This window comes from Peribacillus sp. P4_C12, from assembly GCF_056402095.1.
This window is the reverse complement of sequence record NZ_JBFUIB010001014.1, coordinates 1-825: the sequence shown is the minus strand read 5'-3', so window position 1 is coordinate 825 and position 825 is coordinate 1. Positions and strand designations below refer to the sequence as shown.

Genomic DNA, 825 nt, shown 5'->3' with positions numbered 1-825 from the left:
AATATACATTACAGAGGATGCTATCTAGATAAAAGCATCCTCTGTTTAYGTAATCATTATGATTGGAAATCATAAAGAAAAACCTCCAATTCAATACCGAAGTTATCTTTAATGTGCTTAATAGTTTTAGTCACCTTTTATCCAATCTTGAATAGTTTTCATCATTCTTCTCCTCCATAGGTATCGTACCTTTTTTCTTTATCTACTTATTGCCATTTTAAACCCTGACCTTAATGTCCAGAAGTCATTTTAATACCTACAGCCCCTGCAATAATACACATAATAAATAGGGTCAATCTTAAACTTTTAGGTTCATTAAAGAAGATCATTCCTGCTAAAACAGTTCCAACAGAGCCGATACTGGTCCATATTGCATAGGCAGTCCCCACTGGAATAGAAGTTAATGACAAAGAAAGAAAATAAAAGCTTAAACTCCCAAAAAAAAGACACGCTACAGAGGGAAGCAATTTTCTAAACCCGTCTGCACGTTTCAGGCTTATAACACTACCAATCTCGGCAAATCCGGCAATTAGAAGAAAAAACCAAGCCATTGAATCATCCCCTAACCTTGTATAAATCATATCATTTCCTTTAATATTTAGGTTGTGCTGGATTTATTTTTATTCCAATTATCCCCAATATCATTAAAGCCATAAAAAATACTTTCAGTGGATTAATGGTCTCTCCCAAAAAAAGCATCCCAATTACTACTGTTCCCACCGTTCCTAATCCAGTAAAAATGGCGTAACCAGTTCCTAAGGGAATTGAATGTAAAGCTTTTGAAAGTAAAAAGAAACTAAAGATTATAATAACTACCGTTACTAT

At 33.9% G+C, this 825-nt stretch carries 2 protein-coding genes; both read right to left on the bottom strand.

Features of this window, described 5'->3' with window-relative positions; all coding sequences use genetic code 11:
• Nucleotides 1–230: 230 nt before the first annotated feature.
• Nucleotides 231–551: a DMT family transporter gene (locus tag AC1DUW_RS30910; protein ID WP_053346226.1), complete on the bottom strand. Its 321-nt coding sequence runs from the start codon at nt 549–551 to the stop codon at nt 231–233.
• Nucleotides 552–591: 40 nt separating this feature from the next.
• Nucleotides 592–825, bottom strand: a 234-nt coding sequence (locus AC1DUW_RS30905; protein ID WP_477644463.1) for a DMT family transporter, incomplete at its 5' end; no start/stop codon positions are given.

Bases quoted from the DNA above. Each gene is read 5' to 3' on its own strand.
- AC1DUW_RS30910 (WP_053346226.1), bottom strand. From the start codon at position 551: ATGGCTTGGTTTTTTCTTCTAATTGCCGGATTTGCCGAGATTGGTAGT.